The organism is Bacteroidota bacterium, from assembly GCA_039821555.1.
Taxonomy (GTDB): Bacteria; Bacteroidota; Rhodothermia; order Rhodothermales; family Rubricoccaceae; genus JBCBEX01.
The window spans coordinates 87,668-108,358 of sequence record JBCBNX010000004.1 but is presented as its reverse complement, the minus strand read 5'-3'; the positions used below and the strand labels follow the sequence as shown (position 1 = coordinate 108,358).

The following is a 20,691-nucleotide window of genomic DNA, read 5'->3' as shown; positions in this document are numbered from 1 at the left end:
GGGAGGTGTGAGTGTGTGCAGGTGTGGATGCGTGAACGTACCACGCGAAGCCTCGCAACCTACGCCTTGGCACTGACAGCCTCGCTTCACCCTCCTTTTCTCCATGCCTTCCAAAGACGACCCCAGCGGCGCCGAACCGACGCCTGACGAGCCGGATACGGTACGCACGGAGGAAGCGGCGACCGACGATGGTGTAGCGGATGAGGCTATGGGCGGTGAGGACGCGGGCGACCCGGCGATTCTAGAGGCGACCGTGCTGGAGGAGACGACGACGGCCTTCGGTGGCAATCCGCCGGATCTGACGCAGGAATCCGGGATGTCGATTCCGGAGGCGAAGGAACTAACGCGGCAGCGTGCGCAGGAAGCGGGCGGATTGCTCTTCGAGTACATGCGCCGCCATCTGCCGGAGCGGACGCCGCAGGTCGAGGAGGCCACCCCAACGATGCCACGGGTGAAGGGGGCGCATGCGCGGTGGCTCCCGGTGCTCCGCGCCGTACCGTGGTCTCTGGGTGCGCTGTTCTTGCTGTCGTTCGCGTGGGACTTCGCCGGCTGGGAGGCCTCGCTTTTCGGCCGCACACTCGCGTTCGAGGGCCTGCTGCGCATCCTCGCCGTAAGCGGGCTGATCGGGTTCGCCACCAACTGGCTCGCGATCACGATGCTTTTCCAGCCGCGCGAGAAGCGGCCCATCTTCGGCCAGGGCCTCGTGCCCGCGCAGCGCGAGCGCGTCGTCTACCGGCTCGCGCAGGCGATCTCGCAGGAGCTCATCAACGAGGAGATCATCAAGGAGCGCATCGCCGAGAGCGGCGTCATCGGGCGCTACCGCCAGCTCGGCGTCCGCCTCGTCCACGACACCCTCGACGATCCCGACTTCCGCGGCGAACTCAAACGCCTTGCCGAGCACACCGTGCGCGACCTGCTCGGCTCGGAGGAGATGCGCCAGAAGCTGAAGGCCATCGCGGTCCAGAAGCTGGAGCAGAACGCAGGCGAGGGCCTCGGCGGCCTCGCGCTCAAGGCCTACCGCAAGGTGCGCGGCGACGACTTCGACCGCCGCATCGAGCAAGCCATCGCCGAGTTGCCGGACGCGCTCGACCCTGTCCTCGACCGCCTCGACGCGCTGCTGGACGAGGTCCCGGCGCAGGTGGAGGCGCAGGGCGACGCCATTGAGGAGATCGCTACCCGGACGGTGCTCGGCTTCGTGGAGCGGCTCGACGTCTACGCGATGATCGTCGCCAACGCGAGCCGCTACGACGAGCAGCAGCTCGAACGGCTGCTGAAAACGACCTCAAACGAGCAACTCAACTACATCAAGTACCTCGGCGGACTGCTTGGCTTCGTAGGCGGACTCGTGATCTGGGAGCCGCTGCTGGCTCTCGGCACCTTCGGCACGCTCGGCGCGGTGCTGTGGGCACTCGACGAGGCGCTCTACCGGCGGAGGTGAGGGCCTGCGTGTTGCGTAGAAGCAACCCTTCGCTTCAATCCCCAGAACGAATGCCAGGCTCTTCACCCTTTACTCTTCACTCTCGGCGCTTTCTCGCCCGATTCTGCTCTCTGTCAGTCTGCCATCTCCCCTCCTCGTTGTCATGCGCCTCCTCCTCGCCATCTTCCTCCTGATCGCGCCCCCGGCATCGGCGCAGATCTTTCCCGGCCTCACGGGCGATGACCTCCTCGATGCGCTCGACGGCGCCTACGCGCCCAACCGCGTGCTGTCGAGCAGCCAAAGCAAAGACCGGCTCTACGACACCGTGGACGAGGTCACTGTGGGCGGCCAGCGCGGCGTGCTCGGGTTCTACACCGACTTCTTCGTGCCGTTCGACGGGCAACCGTCGTCGGACCCGTCGCAGGACGTGTTCAACAACAACGCTGGGATAAACCAGGAGCACGTCTGGCCGCGCTCGGAAGGCACGGACAACAACGATGCAGAGACAGACATGCACCACCTCGTCCCGACGCGGGTGCGGGTGAACAGCGATCGCGCGAGCCTGCCGTTCGCCGAGATCCCCGACGTGCAGGCCGTGGCGTGGTACCGCTTCGACCAGACGCAGTCGTCGACGCCCACCGCCGACCGCGACGCCTACTCGGAGCGCAGCAGTTCCGCGTTTGAGCCGCGCGAAGTCGTCAAGGGCGATGTGGCGCGGATGCTATTCTATGTCGCCACGATCTACGAGGCTGAGGTCGGCAGTGGCGGCTTGCGCTGGTTCGACCGCCAACTCGGCACCCTCCTCGACTGGCACGACGCCGATCCTGCTGATGCCGCCGAGGTCGCCCGTTCGGGGCGCGTCGCCTCGTTCCAGGGCAACGACAACCCGTTCGTCCTCGACGCCACGCTCGCCCGCCGCGCCTTCGCGCCGGCCACCGCCAGCACCAACGACGCGCAGCCCAAAGGCCTCCGCCTCGTCGGCCCATTCCCCAATCCCACGGAGGGCCGCGCGTCGATTTCGGTAGTCCTCGATGCGCCCGTGGCCGTGCAGATCGCGCTGTTCGACGCGCTTGGGCGGCGTGCGGCGCTGCTGCACGACGGCGTCCTCGGCGCCGGACCCCATGCCTTCTCGACCGCCCCGTCGCTCGCGAGCGGCACCTACATCCTGCGGGTAGTCACGCCCGACGGCATCGTGACGCGCCGCCTGACGCAGTTGGAGCGCTGAGCGCCTGGGCCAAAGGCTACCCTTGCACTTGCACCACGATCTCGTCGAGGAGCGATCGGAGGCGGCTCACCTCGCTCGCTGCCTCGTTCGCCACGTTGTGGCGCTGAGCCTTGTAGGCGGGATCGACATACGCGATGTGCGCGGCGCCTGCCTCGTCTTCGAACACGGCGATCCGCAGCAGCGCGTCGATGGCGGCGGTGCGGGAGGTTGCGGCTAGCTGCGCCGACGTCTCTGGCTGGTTGAGCAGCATGGTCAGCGCCGGGCGCCCGCCCTCGATGGTGTGGTCGTAGCGCGCGACGAGTTGGACATCTTCGCGGGTTCGGACGACCTGCGTGAGCACCCGGAAGGCGTCTTGGGCACCTTCGTCGAGGGAGGCCTGGATGATGCCCTCGTGCCGCGCTGGCAGGCCGGGGCCAGGACCGATGAGCGGCGCGTTCGACGTAGCGACCTGCACGAAGCGCTGCCAGCGCTCCTCGTACTTGTCGAGCGCCGGGAGGCCCGCCACATCATAGCGCGCCGTGAGATAATCCGCCGTGTTGTAGCCAGCCACGATGCGCTCCTCGTCGACGGTGTAGAGCAAAAGCGGCTGCGGGAATTCCAGCGCGATAAGCGGGTCCGCCGCGACGAGCGGCTGGCTCACCTCGGCGGCGTTGATGAGCGCGATGCGCGTCGGCAGCAGGTCGATGCCGTTCTGCCGGGCGGCCTCGGAGAACTCGACGCGGGTGGCGAGGAACGCCTGGCCATCGGCCTGGATGGCCGATTCGAGCGCCTCGTAGGCGCGGAAGTCGGAGTCGCGCGTGCTCGCGAGCACCAGGCCAGAGACGGTAGCTTCGAGTTCGAAGGTTTCCTCGAAGAAGGTGCAGCCGGGCGCCGTGACAAGCGTCAGCGCGAGCACGACCGCCGCGAGGAAGCGGACGAAGAGCGGAGACATAGAAGCGTGGTGGGTGCGGGGTGGTGGCGTGTGCACGCTCTCGTTTCGAACGACATTCCGCACCGCAGGCTGCCGCTTCAACCGTCTCGATTGTCTCGTATCCGCTCCTGATCTTCGCAAAGAACCCGCTCGCCTTTCCTCACCCACAGGTTCAAGTTTCGCGGGCGTGCACCTGGCGCGGCACCGCCGGGCAGTGGCTGCGACTGAGAGCGACCGTCTTAGCTGGGGACACTTTCAGCCGGAGCCAGCGCGACGGGCGTCACGTCCGGGCGCGACGGGCGTGGAAGCGAAGCGGTGATCGCTTTGGCAGCACGCGGCTGGGCGAGCGACACGCGCGGGGCGGCGTCCTCGGGCCGGAAGTTGAGCAGCACCTCCAGCACGCCCTCCCGGGTGTTGTGCTCCATGAGCTGCTGGCGGAGCAGACTCGCGCCCCGGTGGCCCTTGAAGTAGCCGCCGTACATCCGCCGCATCTCCAGCGTGCCCTTGCGCTCGCCGAGCCACTCGCACTTGAGCGTGAGGTGCTCCGCGACGACCGCCACGCGCTCGTCCCACGACGGCGGGTCCGGCACCTCGCCTGTTGCCAGGAAGGCTTTCGCGTCCCGGAAGATCCACGGGTTGCCGATGGCCCCGCGGCCGATCATCACCGCGTCCACGCCAGTCTCGTCGAACATCGCCTTGACCTTCTCCGGCGTGGTGGCGTCGCCGTTGCCAATGAGCGGGATGTCGCGAACGCCCTCTTCCTTGAGACGACGGAGCCACTGCCAACGTGCCTCGCCCTTGTACATCTGCGCGCGCGTCCGGGCGTGCACGGCCAAGGCCGCGATGCCGCTCTCTTCCAGCATGCGCGCCACGTCGAGGATTTGGATCGACTGGTCGTTCCAGCCGAGGCGCGTCTTGACGGTCACCGGACGCGTCGCCACCTCCAGCACGGCTTCGGTGATGGCTTGCATCTTCGGCAGGTTGCGGAGGATGCCCGCCCCGCCGTCCTTGCAGACGACCTTTTTGACCGGGCACCCGAAGTTGATGTCGATCAGATCGGGCTGGATGCGGTCGACGATGGCGGCGGCCTCGCGGACCTGATCTAGGTTACCGCCGAAGATCTGGATACCGACCGGGCGCTCTTCGTCGTAGATGTCGAGCTTCTGCACCGAGTCGTGCGCGTCGTAGAGCAGCCCGCCCGACGAGATGAACTCCGTCGTGACGAAGTCGGCCCCGTAGCGCTTGCAGAGCAGCCGGAACGGCGGGTCACTCACGTCCTCCATGGGCGCGAGAAACAGGGGGCGTTCGCCGAGGTCGATGGGGCCGATGCGCATGGTCAGGCGTGATGCAGGGCGGCGGTGGAGCTGTGGAAGCGTGCCGGTGAGCAACGGAACGGCCGAACGTGCGTTCCTCGGGCGGGGTGAAGCTTCGGCGGACGGGCTTTCCGGCACAGCGATCGCACGGTATGTTGACGCCCTTCTTTTGGGTGCGCGCAGTACGCTGTGGCCCCGTTGGATCGCGCTGTTGCCCCGTTCTGATCATCGCCGCTCCCTGATCGGCCCCACGATGCAAGCACCAATCGTGTCTCTGCCTCTCTCCTCCCCGGCTGTGCCTACGGTGACGGCCGTGGGCCCGGCGTCGCTCTCCAACCTCGGGCCTGGCTTCGACGCCCTCGGCCTGGCTATCACGGGCTTCTACGACGCCGTCACCCTCACGCGGCGAGAGGCCCCCGGCGTGGGCGTAGACGCTACGCACATCGGCGACCCGTGCGGAGACCTAGCGGCGACGGACCTGCCCACCTGCGACCAGAAGAACACCGCGGCGCGGGCTGCCCGGCTCGTCCTGGAGGCCCACGGGGCCGGCTTCGGTGCCACCATGGTGATCGAGAAGGGCATCCCGCTGGGCAGCGGCATCGGCGGCTCGTCGGCGAGCGCCGTCGCGGGGGCCGTCGCGGCGGCGGGCCTCCTCCGGCTTGAGGGCGTCCTCGACGCGCCGGTCGCGGAAGCCATACTCGTCGAAGCCGTCCTCGACGCCGAGTCGGTGGCGTCCGGCGGGCGCCACGGCGACAATGTGCTCCCGGCGCTCCTCGGCGGCCTCGTCCTCGTCGATTCCGCCGCGCCGACGCGCTTCCGACGCATCATCGGGCCGGCGCCATCGCTGGCGCTCGCGCTGCCGCGGGTGCAGGTGCTCACCAAGGCCGCCCGCGAGGCGCTGCCCACGGCCGTGCCGCTGCGCGACGCTGTCTGCAACGCCGCCCACCTCGCGTTCCTCCTCGATGCCTGGCGCGCGGGCGACTGGGCAGAGGTCGGCCGCGCGATGATGACCGACCGCCTCGCCGAGCCCGTACGCGCTCCGCTCGTGCCTGGCTACGCCGCCATCCGCGACGCGGCGCTGGACGCAGGCGCGCCCGGCTGCTGCCTCTCCGGTTCTGGCCCTGCGATGGTCGCCGTCTGCCGCGACGATGCCCACGCCGCCACGGTGGCCAACGCGATGCGCGCCGCGTGCCTGGCTGCGGGCCACGGTGCCTGGACCGGGCCCATCGCCGTCGACACCGTCGGAGGACGCGTCCTGTCATGACGCCACGCTACGTCAGCACCCGCACCGACCGCGCCCAGGAGCACCGTGGCGTGTCGTTTGCCGAGGCGCTCCAGACGGGGCTCGCCCCCGACGGCGGCCTCTTCGTGCCCGACGCGGTGCCCCCGCTGCCTTCCGACTGGCACAGCGCCGACAGCGTCGCCAACGTCGGCCGCCGCGTGCTGCCCGCCTGGTTGCGCACCGACATCGAATCCGATGCGCTCGCCGCGCTCGTCACCGATGCACTGAGCTTCCCGGTCCCGCTCGTCCCGCTCTCGGGCACCGGTCCCGAAGGCGTGCGCTACGACGGGATCTACGTCCTCGAACTCATCCACGGGCCGACGCTCTCGTTCAAGGACGTCGGCGCGCGGACGATGGCGCGGCTCCTCGCTTACTTCCGGCAGCAGGCCGACTCGGGCGACGACCTGACCATCCTCGTCGCGACATCCGGCGACACGGGCAGCGCCGTCGCCGATGGCTTCGCGGGGCGGCCGGGCTTGCGCGTGGTGCTCCTCTACCCTGAAGGCCAGGTCAGCCCCGTCCAGCAGCGGCAGCTCGACGTGCAGCGGCCAGGCGTACGATCGTTCGCGGTGCGCGGCACCTTCGACGACTGCCAGCGGCTCGTCAAGGCCGCCTTCGCCGATCCAGCGCTCGCGACCGTGCCGCTTTCGTCGGCCAACTCGATCAACATCGGGCGGCTGCTGCCGCAGATGCTCTACTACCCCTGGGCGTTTGCTCAGGGCGACTTCCCAGAGGCCAACGTGTGTGTGCCGAGCGGCAACCTCGGCAACCTGACGGGGGGGGTGCTCGCGAACCTCGCCGGGCTCCGGGTGCGGCGCTTCCTCGCCGCGCACAACGCCAACGGCTTCTTTCCCGACTACCTCGCCGACAATCGTGACGCGCCGGGCTTGTTTCCGCCGTCGGTCCGCACGCCGTCGAACGCGATGGACGTGGGGGCTCCGAGCAACTTCGAGCGGCTGCGCATGCTCCTGGGCGCCGAGGGTCTCCGCGAGCGCGTCTGGGGCACCAGCGTCGGCGATACCGTCACGCTCGACCGGCTGCGGCACGCCTACGAGGCAACGGGCTACCTCGCCTGTCCGCACACAGCGGTCGGCCTTGAAGCCGTCCTACGCTATCGGGCCGAAACGGGCGATACGACGCCAACGGTTGTCCTCGCCACGGCCCATCCCGCGAAGTTTCCGGAAGTCGTCCATCAGGCGCTGCCGTCGCTGCCCGCACCGACGGCCCCCGCGCTCGAAGCGCTCCTCGACACTCCGAAAGCCGTGCACCCTCTCGACGCCACGTCAGCGGCACTGCGCGCGGTGCTGCTCGCCTCGACGTAGCGCCCCAAACGCGGCGCGCCCCAGCAGCGTGTGGCTACCGGGGCGCGCTCGGGAAAGCAGATCCAGCTAGTTGCCGAGCGGGATAGCAACACCTCCGCTAATGGTGAGCGAGTCGAAGCCACCCAATGTGAATCGTCCCTGGACGAACGGGTCGCCGAAGCCCAAGGCGCCCACAAACTTAGCACCGCCGAGAAGGTTGAGGCCCACATCATCGATGTCGGCGAAGGCACCGAATCCGTTGATGTCTAGGTTGAGCGTAACGTAGGTAATTCCAACGCCAGCGTAGGGTACGACGCTGCTTGAACCTACGAAGCTTGCGATCACGTCGCCGCTGATTTGGAAAGCGCTCTGGCTAACATCTCCAACATCAGGCAAAAACACATACTCTGCAGACGGCCGAATCGAGAGGTCGAGATTTCCAAGCTCGAAAGGAGCTTTGAACTCACCCCCAATACCGATTAGCAGACCACCGGTTGTGTCGCCGTCCTCATCGAACCCGGCTTCGGTGTTGTAGCCGATGTACGGGATGATGGAGAACTGCGCAGCCGCCTGGGGTGCGGCGAAGCTGACGCATAGCGCGAGGGTGAGAGCAGTAAAAAGCTTACGCATAGATTGAGGGAGGCGGGTGTGAGGAAAAACAAGCGGGTGAGTGTGGACGGCGTCGCCAGGAATCAGTTTCGCCTAGTGCAGGGTAGTGCACGTCCACCTTCACAATACGCAACCCATGCGTTATTTAGATCACCATTTCAGGGGATTTTTCCCCACGGCACCCCTGAGCCTCTCTTTCGAAGGATTCGGGCCAAACGGACTGGACGCCCTGGAGCGTTTGCGGCAGGAGCCCCACATCGAGCAGTACCGCAAGGAGAAGGCGACGCTCAAGGCGCACATCCAGGAGCCGTTCAAGCGCTACCGCGACGACCTCGTCGTCAACTGGGTGCTGCCCCACCAGCTTCCGTTCGAGACGGAGCGCGGCGTCTTCAGCCGCATCCTCAAGAACGACTTCGGCGCGGGCGGCTCGCACCACCACCTCTGGATGGCGTTCTACCGCCCCGGACGCAAGCGCCTCACCGACGTGCAGCTCTCGCACAGCGTCTACCCCGACCGCTTCGCGTGGGGCCTCTACGTCGGGGCCTACGCCAAAGGGCTCTTCCGCGACGCCCTGGCCCGCACGCTGGACGAGGACGCCATCGCGCTGGACGTGCTCAACGTACTCATCGAGCAGGGCTACCGCCTGGCGTTTGCGCCGCGTGTCTCCCGCCCGGCCGGCCACCCCGAGTTCGACGCGCCGCTCGACGCGCTGCCGGACGGGCTCGCCAAGGCCCAGGGCATCTGGGTACGGCGAACGATCCCGCGCAACCAGGTCCTTGCCCTGGGTCCCGACCTCGTCGCTGAGGCGCTCCGCGCGCAGGAGGAGTTGTGGCCCCTGTATCGGTTCTGGGTGGACGCGGAGAACGCGTAGGCGAGCTATCAGGGGCAGATTCGTGCAGGAATTGAGTTCATTGGGGTTCGCTGAGGATACGCAGCGCATGTCCTGATCTTGTCGGTCCCCGCGTGCGCAAGGATGACTATGTTGGAACGTTGATGCCTCCAATGCACGCTCAATCGCTCGCCACGCTCCAGCATCAAACCACAGCGAACAACGCGAGCGTCCCATAGACCGCAGGCCGTTTCCACCATGCTCCAGTCTCACCGCGACGGCCCTGTCCTCACGCTCACGCTCGACCGTCCCGAGAAGCGCAACGCCCTCAACGCCAGCCTCGTCGATGCGCTGCTTGGTGCGCTCACAGAGGCCGCGACCGACGAGGCGCTGCGCGTGATCGTGCTCACGGGCGCGGGCAAGGTCTTCTCCGCCGGGGCCGACCTCGCCGCGTTGCAGGCACTCCGCACCGCCTCCGCCGAAGCGAACCTCGCCGACTCGGCGCGCCTCGGTCGTCTTTTCGACGCGCTCTATCAGCACCCGAAGCCCATCATCGCTAAGATCAACGGCCACGCCATCGCAGGCGGCTGCGGGCTCGCGGCGGTGTGCGACTTCAGCATCGTCGCAGACCACGCGATGCTTGGATTCACGGAGGTACGCATCGGGTTCGTACCCGCGCTCGTGGCTGTGTTCGTCCGACGCAAGCTCGGTGAGGCGGCAGCGCGCGACCTGATGCTGCGCGGCCACCTCATCGACGCAGCGGAGGCAACGCGCCTCGGCCTCGTGACGCGCGCCGTACCCGCTGCGAATCTCGACGAGGCCGTGCACGCGCTCGCGCGCGAGATCGCCACGCAGACGAGCGGCACCGCCGTCGCGCTCACGAAGCGGCTCCTCACCGCCGTGCCCGGCATGGGCTGGGAGGAAGCGCTCTCGTATGCGACCAACCTCAACGCGCTCGCCCGCAGCACCGACGACTGCCAGGCTGGCATCGCGGCGTTCCTCGACAAGACGGACCCGCCGTGGCGAGCGCACTAGCGGTAACAGCTCAAAGCCTGTATCGCTGCCCCTTTCGGACACAGATCCAGGTCAGATTGCGCGGGCCCTCCATGGGTTGTGCTGCTGGTCCAGACACACCTCCGTCCCTCTTACTGAGACCCGCTCATTCAAGCTCGGCCTGTATCGGGCGACGTTCAGGACAGGCGGCGAGTTCACCTCTGGCCCGCTGCATACGCCCGTACCGGCGGCACAGGTCTTTGGGAGCGCTCGTTGCTCTCCCGCCTTGCTGCGTCGGGCATCGAACAAGCGCTCAAACGAACGACCGGCCCCTCCCATGGACGCCCGGCGTACTCTCACCGCACGAGCGTGAGCTTCTGGTACGCCACCGCCCGTTCGCTCTTCTCGTCTTCGCCGCTCAGCCGCACTACGTACACGCCGTTTGCCAGACGCCCGGGATCCAGCGACACCGTGTGCCGCCCTGGCTCGAACTCGTCATCGGCGAGCCGCATCACTTCCCGCCCCAGCAGGTCGTACACCATCACGCGCACCGTCCCCTCGCGGGGCACGTCGAAGGCGATGGTCGCGGGCTGAGGACCGAACGGGTTGGGGTAGGCCGCTGCCAGCGCGAAGTCGTCCGGTGCGGACACCTCCAGGCGCACGCTCTTGCTCCAGGTGAGCCCCTCGGCTGAGGTGATGTCGAAGCGCATGACACCGGGCTTGCCGACGGGGGCGTCGGGAGCGGCTTCGAAGGCAAAGCGGGTGAGCGTCGTCGTGCCAGGCTCGAGGTCGTCAAGGGTGCGCTCAGCCGGGGTGACTGTGAGCCAGGCCGGAACGTCGGCGAGCCGAACGGTGAGCGTCGTGCTCTCGACATTGCTCATAGGGTGGGCGACCTCGAGTTCGAGGGTGTGGCCCGTCGAGGAAAAGGGCAGCGTGTGCGGCGCGGCCTCCTGCGCGAGAGCGGGGAGCGCGAGTGCCGCAGCGATAGCGAGAACGATGAGACGAGGCATAGTCGCGAGACTGGGGTTAGAGACTGGTAATAGGGGCGGCGGGCCTTGCCGGCCCCGGGTTCGGGCAGGAATTATGTTCAAGGTGATGGGGTGGTGCCTACGTGTCGAACTCAACCTCAAACCCCTCATACAACTCGCCAAACCTGGCTTGGGTATCCTCACGGCTACACCTGATAGCTCTAAGCGAAATCTCGCGGTTGAGTACTTCTGAAGTCACGCCGCCGGGAGCGTAGAAGTGTGGGTTGTTTCGCTGCCTGTATGTGACGCCCCCTTCCCAGTAGCACTGACCTTCTGAGCGCACCCTGCACAGGTCAAGATCAAAGTCAGCGCCTCTCTCTGCGAGGCTTCCAACGAGACTTATCCCATAGCGGCGGCAACCCCACATCCTAAGCCACAGTAGCCCCGTGAAGGCCTCGTTCATCGCCTCTTGCCCGATACGGTACCACCCAAGCGATGTCTCTGATATCCGCAGGTTCGAGGGACCCAAATCCACGACCCTCAAGTCCCCGTGGAGGCTAAGCGTCAACTCAGTCATGAGCGCGCTGAGGTCGGGAGACCCTATCGCATCGACTGGCGCGCTCAACTCAACGACGAGCCTCTTCGTGCTACGTGAGTCGCGTGACCCTCGGTCATCTATCTGAACGTGGCACCCATCGCGATATGACTTTGCGAGAGCCAGCAAGGCTGCACTCTCCTCTGCCAGACGGTCGCTGAACTCGCTATCCGCAGAGGGATAGGCCTTCTTCTGCTCGACGCTGACCACCCATTTCTCTTCGGTAACGACGAGGCGCAGCGATCCTCTCAGGAGGGTGTCTGCCTCCAGGAGCCATCCCGATGCCGGCACCCTCTCCTCGCGCTTCATGTCCGTCCGGGTCGCGAGACTGACGAGACGCTCAGCCAAGCGAGTGAACTTCTCGGGGCCAATGTGAGGCGAAGCGCGGAAGGTGAGGTTTCGAAACCCCCAGGCTGCTGCGTCTTCCCCCTGGACTGACCATTTCTGGGCGTCGCCGGAATGGAGGTCGATACGCAGGGCGTCGTCGAGCGCGGGCCACGCCCGCAACACCTCGAATGGGAGCGACACCGCCCCAACCGGCCCCTGAGCTAGCTCCTCGAATCCCGGTACGCGCGGGAGCCGGTTGCACAGCGTTTCGAGATCCTCAGGCCTAGGGGCAAGTATGTCTAGGCCGTGACTGGTATAGCTCATGAACTTAGTCGCGACCGTTCAAGGGGTAGAGACTCGTACTCGATCTCGATAGTTGCGAATCATATTTTTATTAATATATTTTATCTTAAATTATACCTCAAATTATATATCAATATTTCCAGCTATACTGATAGCCAGCTCTTGACTTTCTTCGCGTGAGCAGTTAAATGTATCGAAATAGATACCACGTCTCAGATAAATATCACGATATTCAGGATCTCCGTAGAAGAAAGGTGCATTGGACTGATGAAAGAACAGAGTACCCTCCCACCAGCACTCTCCTTCACTCTTCACCATCAGTGCAGTGAGTTCGAAGCTTGCCCCTAGTCCCAGGAGCCAAGTCACATCGGAGAGGCCATATGAGTGACATTTTTGAAGGACGACCCAAATCGGTCCCTTAAACACCGTATTCATAGCTTCTCGACCCCTAGAATATCCCTCTAGCGGTCTAGTCCCGTCGAGATGCACCATTGTAGCCCGCGCGTTGCCATGCAGGCAGAGGGTCGCGTCCCTGACTACATCGCCAAGCGCATAGGTTAGCCCGCGATCTGATTCGGTAGAACTCTCAAGCTTGATTGATCGGGTGACGAGGGTACTTCCAGACGAGCTTTTCTCCTCTACGAACAACTTTACTCCGCCGACGGAGTCGAATGCTCCGAGCAGCGCTACCCATTCTTGTTGCCTCTGTCTTCTTCTAGGATCGTCTAATTTAGGAGTGTAAAGTGCATGCTGAGTGATGGCAACTTCCCAGCGGCTAGCCTGGATCTGTATGCTCAGCTTGCTGTAATCAGTGTGTACAGCCAGCTCCCATTCGATCCCAGCAGGACCTGCCTCACGACTCTTCGCCTGTAGCGAATGTACCAAGGCTGAAAGCTGCTCCGGAGATGCAAATCTCGATACTTGCAGAGCAAGCCGCTCAAATCCCAAGCCGAGGGTAGATCTTGTAAGATCAGAAACTGCCTCTTCCTTTGAGTTGATACGCAGCCTTGTTCTGAGCGTATCTAGATTTGGCAGCTTATCAAAGGGAAAACTCACGTATCCCTCGCTTGGATAGCTGTTCACGACTACCCCCGGATGACCACCCACTCTATCACATAGTGATATCATATCACTCTCCGCAGGAGCCAAGATATCGAAACTGTGAGGCTTACTACACATATTTCTACTCACTAATCTCTCCCGTTGAGCGGAACAGATCTATGACTAACGATGACCGAAGTCCGTGTATTTTCGATAGCACCTTCAATGACCTGATCTGGTCGCCTACCCGATGGCCCAACTAGGACCACCTCGGCAATCTGATCAGATTCTGCTCTACGAATATGATTGACTAGCTGCCTTTGGGTGAACTCAGAACCACGTTTCATTTCATAGTACTTTCCGTCCAAAAATAGATCGATCTCGCTATTCCCCCTAACAAGCTTGCCGTTTGGTTTGAAATAGAAGAACGGATAAGGTCGGCTAGGCAGCGCATTCGGATAAGTCTCATCACTGTCTCGCACGAGCCGAGCTGAGGCCGTTAGTTCGTACAGCATCCCCTTGTCTCCAGGAGAATTTATCGCCTCCTTCGTAATTTCTCTCGTGAGCTCTCTGAAATTGTTGCGCGCCTCATCTGTTCGAAGTGCGCCCGCGAGGTCAGCCATGTCCTCGACAAATTCCGCCCGTGTGTATGCTTCTGGGGGGCCAGGTGCGTCAAAGTCATTGATCGCGAGCACGTCCTCAACTGCCTTCCAATGCAAGCGGCTGTCGTCGAGGGCCTCACCCAGCCGGAGGAGGTAATACCCCGCATCGCCGCTTGCTGTGAGGTCGTCTTTCAGCGGAGCTGAGTTGGCTAATACGCCAAGCCAGCGATAACCCGCTCTTTCACTGATCCCTCTCTCGGTCTCAGGCCCTTCCTCATTGTTCTCAACGAGAAGCTGGGCTGCATCTGAAAAATCGTCACCGTACTGCTCGTAAACGTCGCGGCCCCAACCGTACGCGTCAGGACTGGTGAACACGCGCTCGGCGAACCGAATGAACGCGGGGCGGTCGCTCAACGATATGGCGAAGGCGTGCATGTCGTCGAAGCACTCTCGTTCAACGATGGCTTTGGTAAAGCAGTCGATCAGCTCACTCTGGACTTCGCCCAAGAATTGGTCGCCGAGTTGGTCTTGGAAAGGGCCCGACTCGACGAACATCGCGATGGCGGCGTACCGCGCCAGGTAGTCCGACAAGGCACCGGCATCCACCTTCTCACGAAGCGCCAGAATGGCGCTTCCGACCCATGGCACCCGAGACGTCTTCGCGATGATGACCTCGTCGATGATGCTCCCTTCGTCGTCGACCATTCCTTCTACGAATTGAGCAAGAATGCTCGCCGCTGCGAAGGCCATCTCGTAGTTGTCTCGCTCAGGCACCGGGTCGTCGCTAAGCCACTCCAGTAGCTTTCCAGACGGCCCCCATCGAAGGTCCTGCTTGGCGATAGCGCCGATCCGGCTGAGTATTGAGTTGCCCATTGCAGCTTCGAGATACGCGTGGTACCCTTCAGCCGTGGTCACGTCTTGACCAAGGAATCCACGGAAGGTCTCCGCAAAGAAGTCGATGTCGAGCGCAATCGTTCTGCGCGGAGCCAGGTAGATCCGGGCCTCGGTAGTGTTTGGGGACGTAACTCTCGCTGTAGGCGGTTCGACCTCCACGATCTGGAACGCAATTTCCCGCTCTAGCTCATTTCCAGGCCAGGTCCCGGTGCTCTCGATAAAGAACGTGAACTCACCCTCCGGACCGATCTCCAATTCGCTGCCGGTGAGGCCTACAAGCGTGACGTAGTTGGCATCCGCGGGGTCCGTCAGTTCTACACGGTACCTCGTGAATGCCTCACCACGGACGATCACCGGAGAGGCTGCCGCCACATACGCCTGGATCTGAACCGGGCGCGACGTGCTAACACCAAGCTCTCCTTGCAAGGCCACTGGCACCGGATACTCGAGTCGTTCGTCGTAGAGCCCGCTTGTTTCTGTATCCCCTGCGATGTAGTTGTACTCGACCTCAGCGCTGAGCGGAGCCGAAGAAACGTAGTCGATCTCGTAGGCGACTAGCTTTGTGCCGACGGTCGCTGTGACCACGCCCTCGCCAACACGCGCCCCTTCGCCTTGGACGACGAGTTGCGCGGTTCCACCAGCGCTCACTATGCCTTGGGGATACGCGTCCGCGCCGGGTACTAGGTTCGATAGTGTCCAGTACACAGGAGTACCAGGCGTGGCATTCGTGTAGAGCGTGAACGTCACAGCCTCTTGCGTGGCAACATCGAGCGTGTCGCTGGTGGGATCAAGCCGCAGCGTAAGCGGAGTCGCTTCCACGAGGAGTACCTCGCTCGTCACCGTACCGGCGTGGGCTTTCACCGAAGTGCTGCCGGACAGTGGAGCCGTCAGTGTGACCGTAGCCACCCCGTCTGCATCCGTCGTCGCTACCCGCTCAATCGTACTCCCAAAACTGTCCGTCACCCAGAAGGAGACAGGCACACCGGCGACAGGATACCCTACCCCGTCATTATTCAGCGTACGATCACGGACCACGGCAGAAATCGCGCGGGTAGAGATGCCATCAGCAACGAATCCTCCGTTGTCCTGGTGCCCCAGCACGACAGTATGCGGTGCATCGACAACGACTATGCAAGGCTCCGACTGGAGCACAAGCTGCCCCTGATCGGCAACCACCTCAACTCGGTACTGACGACCGATCTCGTCCCAGTCCAGCGGGATCGCCACGGGCTCAACGAAGGCCAGTTCCGATACCGTCAGATTTGATTCAGTCACAAGAACGTCATCACGATAGACCCGGAGCTGTAGGTCACTCTGGTTCGGGAACCCACCTACATACGCATACGGCTCGCTGCCGGCGACCGCCTGGGTCGGAAACGAGAGGCCTGTATCGCCAACGTAGAAGCGGATGTCGTCCACGCGGTCATCGGGGGGGAGTGCGATGCCTTCGTCGAGTTCCAGGCGCAGCCCGGCGTAGGTCTCCTCCCATGCGATGCCCTCGATAAAGAGCACTTCGGGCACCGCTGTAACGTCCCACGTCACGGGTAGTACGACTTCGGTACCCTTGGACGCATCCGTCCACACCCGGAACTGACTTGCACCTGCTGTGACGCTCAGCGTGACAGTCCCGGTGTCGAGGTCCGGCACGACGAGGTCGATCCGTTCGAGGTCATCGTCAGCGAACCCTCCTGCGTCGTCGTAGTCAGGGACATCGTTGCCGTCGTCGTCGTCGGTGTTGTAGGCCACGAGCGCCCCAAGTCGAGCCGGGTCATTCTCGATGGCCTCGTCGGCCTCCGTGATCTGCCCGTCGTTGTCGCTGTCGATGCGCAGATCGACAGGGGCCACGTCGGCAAGCACAGTGACGGCGGCCTCTCCCGAGGCCCCGCTCATAGTGACGACCACGGCGACAGGCGTGTCGGCTTCGGGGGCTTCCTCGACCGCCTGTAAGTACACCGACCCGATCGCCCCGTAGGTCGTCGTGACGTAGGTGGTACCTGGCACCGACCCGTTTCCGTCGGCGAGATGCCCCCCGTCGCCGCGGTTGAGGAGGACGTAGAGCGTGGTCCCGGCATCAAGTGTCACGGGAGCGCCCGCGCAGTTGAGAGCGGTGACGCTGAGGGCGGACGTCTCGCCAGCGTAGAGCTCCGGTGGCGCCATCGCGACGGCGAGGCGCTGCGGCACCGTGGGGTCGCCGCACGGGGAGTCGGGGTCGTTGCTGGGCGGCGGCGTGGTCGGGCGCTGAATGACGAGGATTTCCTCGCTGTCCCCTTCGATGGGCTCACCGTCGTCGTTCTGGATCGGTGTCTCGGGTGTCGCCGTCGCGACGACGGTTTCTTCGTTTGGCGGGTCCGGCGCGTCGGGTGTGGGGTAGTACTGGATGCCAACTCCGGTGATGGTGTCCCACCCGACGAGGAGCGTCGTCCCCTGCTCCCCGGTGATCGGGTTGTAGAGCAGTCCAGCATCTACGGTGACTCGGACGTCCGTGCAGCTCGTTTGGCAGGCGTAGCCAGCGGGCGTCTCCACCCAGATCCGGAAAATACCGTCTCCGTCAGGGTCTTCTTCCCGCAGGAGGAGCTGCGCTGCGGGCCGGTAGATACGCACTGGAGCCGTGGCCTCGAGATCAGGCCCTCCGACCAAACGAGCCGTGACGGTAACGCTGTCCGCCCTAAACTCACTGGGCTGTCCGGTTCCAGCCACCGCGGTGTTCGCTTCAGATGGCCCTCCCTGGTCGCCCATCCCGCTCGTACCTGGAGCACCGACCCGGCTCAGCTGTGGCGTCTGGCTGGCCTGACTCGGCGCCAGTTTGATGCACCCCGACTCGGCGTCTGCGAGCGCAACGCCTGTCAGCGTTGGGCCTTCGCCGTAGGATGACGCACAGTCAGTGCCGTCGAACCTCGCTAAGTCGGTGTCGTCGATCTCGAAATCGACCGTTAAGTTGCTCCGGTCGAGGGTCCCGGTGCGATCGACTAGGGAAGTGGTGAGAGCAGAGCGTTCGTTGCTGCCCGCAAGGAGCGAGTCTGGCTGCGCCCGCAGGTCGAAGGCGTAGGGTCCCAGAATGACGACCGGCATCGATCCACTGATCTCTCCATCGGTCACGCTTACTTCGAGACGCGTGTCTGTCAAAGGCCCAGCGGCGGCAGGCGGGCTACCGTCTCCGGTGTTGCCGTCAGCCACGTAGCTAACCCTATACCGGGCACGGCGGTATTTCACACCGTCGGCTGTGCCGCTGCGGCTCTCCCTTCGGCACCCCATGTAGCAGTACTGCTTGTCCAGGCTCCCGTATGTGGTCGAGCTCGCCGTAAACGTCAGCGTGGTGTTATTCGCGAGCGGGGCATCCGTGCTGTCGGCATAGGCCGCCTGGACGGCGAACGAGCCCGTGCTGTACGGTTGGCCTGGCTTGTACTGAATGGAATCTCTAGCCGTGACGATCAGAATCTCTGCAGGGTCAGCCTCGAACTCCCACCGAAACTTGACTTTCCCATGGACTTCCCCCTGGCGCTGGGCCATACAATGGCAGTTCGATGGGTGATAGGGTGCCCAGGCGTAGTAGGTGTACCCGCAGTTGAGCGAGACTTCCTTCTTGTTGCGGTTCTCATTGGGCGGAGCACTAAGTCCGATGGAGTAGGTCTCGTCAAGACCAGGCCCCGTCAGACGTAGCGTTCCTGGGCTCTAGTCGCTATCAAGGCGGATCTCCGTGAGCAATCCCCCTCCGTACGTCCACTCGGTGCAGGCCGTCCAGTCTGGATCTTCAGAGGGCTCACACACGGTACGCTGACCTGTCTGTGCACCCGTCGAGGCAAGGGGCAGGACATACGACTGGCCCTTGGTGGTGGTGAGGGTGGCTGAGAGCGCAGACAGCGGATGTATCCGAAGAAGCGCACCTGGGGACAGGAAGAACTTGAGTGTGCCCCGCCCCCGCACGCTACCAGGCCAGGAGTACGCTGTAGGCCCTTGAACTACCTCCAGGCTCGCCTGAGCGCTGTCAGGATCGAGCACGATGCGTTCCTTGATGACAACCTGGCTGAGGGCCGTAGGCAGAGTCGCAAACAGGATGAGAAACAGAGCGACTATGCAGGTCAGGTTCCGTCGATTCACAGGACAGCCAGCGATAGTAGAAGCGTTAGTTTACCGAGTTCTGAGCCTACACTCATTCGTGTACCCAGTCAATATCATTCTGGCCACTTCATCAAAAAAAACAACCAAAACGTCCACATTCCTTCTTGCACGCGCACTGTGCCGTCGTAACGACTTTTCTTGCGCGGCTCCTCGTACGCATGCCGCCCTCTGATAACCGCGAGTCGGCTCACCGAGGCGCTTGGCTCACCTAAAAGCGCTGGCCTCTGAACTATGGCGTCCCGAACCGTTGCTGCTCAACGGTGACATCGTCGGGCGTGCGCTGGTCGGGGTGTGCCGTGATCGTGACAACGAAGAGGTCGCCGTAGGCGTCGTGAGCGAGGTCGGCCATCGGCGTGTCCGTGAGCGCTTCGATCATCGCCGGGATGGTGTTGCTGTGCCCCACGACCACCACCTGCTGCGGGAAGTACGCCGCTGCGATCTCACAAATAGCCCGAGCGGCAGAACCGCGCGGGTCAGCGGTGTCGAGTGGGCGCACGGCCACATCCAAACCAAGCGTGTCCGCGAGCGGCTGTGCCGTCGCCTGCGTGCGGGCGAACTGCGAGGTGTAGATGGCGGCGATGCGCCGGTCGGCGAGGAGATCCGCGAGCGCCTCGGCACGGGCCTGCCCCTCGTCGCTCAGTCCGGGATCGCGCCCTTCGCCTGTCTCTGCGTGCCGGAGCAGATAAAGCACCGTCGGCGGCGGATCGAACGTGCGCTCAGGCTGGGGGGTGCAGCCCGACGCCCCCAGCACCAGCGCGCCCGCCAGAACGAAGCGCCGCATCAGCACCGACGGCGGGGCGAGGCTCACGCCTCCTCAGGCATGCAAAAGTTGGCATAGGTCGAGCCGTCGGTCTCCTCGCGGAGGAAGGCCACGGCGTCCTCCACCATGCACGTGCTGCCGATGTAGACGGGCGTGCGCTGGTGCAGCTTGGTCGGCACCACGTCGAGGATACGCTGGCTGCCGGTGAGCGCGAGGCCTCCGGCCTGCTCGATGAGGAAGGCCATCGGGTTGGCCTCGTACATCAGCCGCAGCTTACCCTCCGGGTCGCGGTTCGAGGCGGGGTACATGTAGAGCCCGCCCTTGATGAGGTTGCGGTGGAAGTCCGAGACGAACGAGCCGATGTAGCGGCTTGTGTAGGGCCGCTTCGAGGGTGCGTGCTCCTGCTGCGCCCACTTGATGTATTCCTTGAGCCCACGCGACCACGAGTTGTAGTTGCCCTCGTTGATCGAGTAGATCTTGCCGTGCTGCGGCGAGGTGATGTTCGGGTGCGAGAGCAGGAACTCGCCGATGGACGGGTCGAGCGTGAAGCCGTTGACGCCGTTGCCGGTCGTGTAGACGAGGATCGTCGAGGAGCCGTAGACGACATAGCCCGCGGCGACCTGGTTGCGGCCGGGCTGGAGGGCGTGCTCCAGCGTCGGCTCACCCTGGTGGTCGTCCGGCATGCGGTAGATCGAGAAGATGGTCCCGATGGAGACGTTCACGTCCACGTTCGAGGACCCGTCGAGCGGGTCGAGGAGCACGATGTATTTGCCCGAGGCGTTGTCCATCGTCAGAGGGATGGCCTCGGCGTGTTCTTCGGAGCCGATCAGGCAGCACTCGCCGCCGCGCCGGAGGGCCCGGGCAAACTCCTCGTGGGCGAGCAGGTCGAGCTTTTTCTGCACCTCGCCCTGCACGTTGATGTCACCTGTCTCGCCGATGATGTCATCGATGAGGCCGGCCTTGCGCACGTCGCGGTCCACGATCTTGGCCGCGAGCGCGAGGTCGCGTAGCAGGCGCGAGAACTGCCCGGTCGTGCCCGGCACCTCGTTTTCGCGCTCAATGATGAACTGTTCGAGGGTCTTGATCTTGCCGCTGAGCGGGGCCACGAGGCCGTTCGCGGATACTGGCATCGGGGAACGTAGAAAGATGAGGGCGGATGGACGGTGCCGATATGGGGCCGAGCGCCAATTCGGGGCTGTGCCGAGA

The 20,691-nt window shown here is 64.1% G+C and carries 15 protein-coding genes; 6 read left to right on the top strand and 9 right to left on the bottom strand.

What is annotated here, in order from left to right; translation table 11 throughout:
• The first annotated feature begins 103 nt into the window (after positions 1-103).
• Both AAFU51_06490 and AAFU51_06485 read left to right on the top strand, forming a co-directional pair.
• Entirely contained in the window at positions 104-1,438 is a 1,335-nt protein-coding gene (locus tag AAFU51_06490; GenBank protein MEO1570900.1) for a DUF445 family protein, read from the top strand.
• A gap of 142 nt (positions 1,439-1,580) precedes the next feature.
• Positions 1,581-2,642 carry an endonuclease gene (locus tag AAFU51_06485; GenBank protein ID MEO1570899.1) on the top strand — a complete coding sequence of 354 codons (1,062 nt, stop codon included), beginning with the start codon at positions 1,581-1,583 and terminating at the stop codon, positions 2,640-2,642.
• Between the two features lie 16 nt (positions 2,643-2,658).
• Here the strand turns inward: AAFU51_06485 and AAFU51_06480 are convergent, their stop codons facing one another.
• Together AAFU51_06480 and dusB are read right to left on the bottom strand one after the other, a co-directional pair.
• On the bottom strand, positions 2,659-3,573 hold the full coding sequence (locus AAFU51_06480; GenBank protein ID MEO1570898.1) for a hypothetical protein: 915 nt from the start codon (positions 3,571-3,573) through the stop codon (positions 2,659-2,661).
• Positions 3,574-3,791: 218 nt separating this feature from the next.
• The gene (gene dusB / locus AAFU51_06475) at positions 3,792-4,886 is read right to left on the bottom strand and encodes a tRNA dihydrouridine synthase DusB (GenBank protein ID MEO1570897.1); all 1,095 of its coding nucleotides are present in this window, start codon (positions 4,884-4,886) and stop codon (positions 3,792-3,794) included.
• A gap of 247 nt (positions 4,887-5,133) precedes the next feature.
• Between dusB and AAFU51_06470 the strand changes: the two genes are divergently transcribed.
• Both AAFU51_06470 and thrC read left to right on the top strand, forming a co-directional pair.
• Entirely contained in the window at positions 5,134-6,129 is a 996-nt protein-coding gene (locus tag AAFU51_06470) for a homoserine kinase (GenBank protein ID MEO1570896.1), read from the top strand.
• Complete coding sequence (gene thrC / locus AAFU51_06465) at positions 6,126-7,469, top strand: threonine synthase (protein ID MEO1570895.1); 1,344 nt, start codon at positions 6,126-6,128, stop codon at positions 7,467-7,469. The genes AAFU51_06470 and thrC overlap by 4 nt, the downstream gene beginning before the upstream one ends.
• Before the next feature lie 66 nt (positions 7,470-7,535).
• Here thrC and AAFU51_06460 read toward each other — a convergent pair whose 3' ends face one another.
• On the bottom strand, positions 7,536-8,078 hold the full coding sequence (locus AAFU51_06460; protein ID MEO1570894.1) for an outer membrane beta-barrel protein: 543 nt from the start codon (positions 8,076-8,078) through the stop codon (positions 7,536-7,538).
• Between the two features lie 217 nt (positions 8,079-8,295).
• On the opposite strand from AAFU51_06460, the gene AAFU51_06455 reads away from it, so the two are divergent.
• Both AAFU51_06455 and AAFU51_06450 read left to right on the top strand, forming a co-directional pair.
• Positions 8,296-8,928 (top strand): hypothetical protein, encoded by a 633-nt coding sequence (locus AAFU51_06455; protein MEO1570893.1) that lies wholly within the window; start codon positions 8,296-8,298, stop codon positions 8,926-8,928.
• 216 nt (positions 8,929-9,144) lie between these two features.
• Positions 9,145-9,921, top strand: coding sequence for an enoyl-CoA hydratase-related protein (locus AAFU51_06450; GenBank protein MEO1570892.1), 777 nt, complete (start codon positions 9,145-9,147; stop codon positions 9,919-9,921).
• A gap of 314 nt (positions 9,922-10,235) precedes the next feature.
• Here the strand turns inward: AAFU51_06450 and AAFU51_06445 are convergent, their stop codons facing one another.
• The 6 genes from AAFU51_06445 to fbp all read right to left on the bottom strand — a co-directional run bounded on the left by AAFU51_06445 (position 10,236) and on the right by fbp (position 20,615).
• Positions 10,236-10,889 carry a T9SS type A sorting domain-containing protein gene (locus tag AAFU51_06445; GenBank protein ID MEO1570891.1) on the bottom strand — a complete coding sequence of 218 codons (654 nt, stop codon included), beginning with the start codon at positions 10,887-10,889 and terminating at the stop codon, positions 10,236-10,238.
• A 97-nt stretch (positions 10,890-10,986) separates the two neighbouring features.
• Positions 10,987-12,093, bottom strand: a complete 1,107-nt coding sequence (locus tag AAFU51_06440; protein MEO1570890.1) for a hypothetical protein — start codon at positions 12,091-12,093, stop codon at positions 10,987-10,989.
• Between the two features lie 102 nt (positions 12,094-12,195).
• Positions 12,196-13,155, bottom strand: coding sequence for a hypothetical protein (locus tag AAFU51_06435; GenBank protein MEO1570889.1), 960 nt, complete (start codon positions 13,153-13,155; stop codon positions 12,196-12,198).
• A 107-nt stretch (positions 13,156-13,262) separates the two neighbouring features.
• On the bottom strand, positions 13,263-18,116 hold the full coding sequence (locus AAFU51_06430; GenBank protein MEO1570888.1) for an Ig-like domain-containing protein: 4,854 nt from the start codon (positions 18,114-18,116) through the stop codon (positions 13,263-13,265).
• 838 nt (positions 18,117-18,954) lie between these two features.
• Complete coding sequence (locus AAFU51_06425; protein MEO1570887.1) at positions 18,955-19,533, bottom strand: histidine phosphatase family protein; 579 nt, start codon at positions 19,531-19,533, stop codon at positions 18,955-18,957.
• On the bottom strand, positions 19,530-20,615 hold the full coding sequence (gene fbp, locus AAFU51_06420; protein ID MEO1570886.1) for a class 1 fructose-bisphosphatase: 1,086 nt from the start codon (positions 20,613-20,615) through the stop codon (positions 19,530-19,532). The genes AAFU51_06425 and fbp overlap by 4 nt, the downstream gene beginning before the upstream one ends.
• Between the last annotated feature and the right edge of the window lie 76 nt (positions 20,616-20,691).